The sequence below is a fragment of the Maribellus luteus genome, from assembly GCF_003576475.1.
GTDB classification, from domain to species: domain Bacteria; phylum Bacteroidota; class Bacteroidia; order Bacteroidales; family Prolixibacteraceae; genus Draconibacterium; species Draconibacterium luteum.
The window spans coordinates 1-719 of the sequence record NZ_QWGR01000081.1; the positions used below are offsets into that span (position 1 = coordinate 1).

The following is a 719-nucleotide window of genomic DNA, read 5'->3' on the forward strand; positions in this document are numbered from 1 at the left end:
ATCAGCGGCTTGCCCTTGTTCGGACCGTCTAGGATGGGCGAGCCGCCGTCGACATAGGAGGCGACCTCGCCGGGCTCGATGGCGTAGGTCTCGCGTCGGTATTCCGCGCCCGCCGAGGCGTCCAGTGGAATGCTGGTCTGGAAGGCGCGGCGGAGGTCGAGGTTGGTGGTCCAGGCCGAATAGTCGAGGCGGCCGTCATAGAAGCTGGTCGGGCTGGCCGCGCCCAGGGTGGGATTGAGCGAGTTGCGCCGTAGCTGCTGCTGAAATCCCAATCCCAGCCCAGCAGGTCCTGGCCCTTCAGGCCGCCGGTCAGGGCGAAGTCGTTCTCGCGGATCTGCTCGACCGGGGCGAAGCCGTCCGGATAGATGGCGCGGACATTGGTGTCGCGGGTCGGGGTGCGGAAGTTCTGCGGGGCGTCGGCGCGCCGGTGCGAATAGGTGGCGAAGACGTAGGCCTCGACCTTGTCGTTGATCGGCGCGCCGGCGTCGAGGGCCAGGGACTGGGTGGTGAACGGCTGCACGCCGATGTTCTTCCAGGCGACGCGGTCGCGGCCGGCCTCGCGCGGGTCGGGGGTGGCGCCGGGAGGCAGCGAGGCGCCGGGGCCGGGCGACACCGGCTGGCCGGCGGCGTTGGTCGGGAAATAGTAGAGATAGGACGAGGGGACGGCGAAGTTGCGGACGGCGCCGTCCTGGTCGACCACCTCGCCGGAGACGTTGACG

1 protein-coding gene is annotated in these 719 nt (G+C 69.8%); it reads right to left on the minus strand.

The annotated features are described in order from the left end of the window. Positions 1–28: 28 nt before the first annotated feature. Positions 29–719, minus strand: a 691-nt coding sequence (locus tag D1614_RS25825) for a hypothetical protein (RefSeq protein ID WP_206610145.1), incomplete at its 5' end; no start/stop codon positions are given.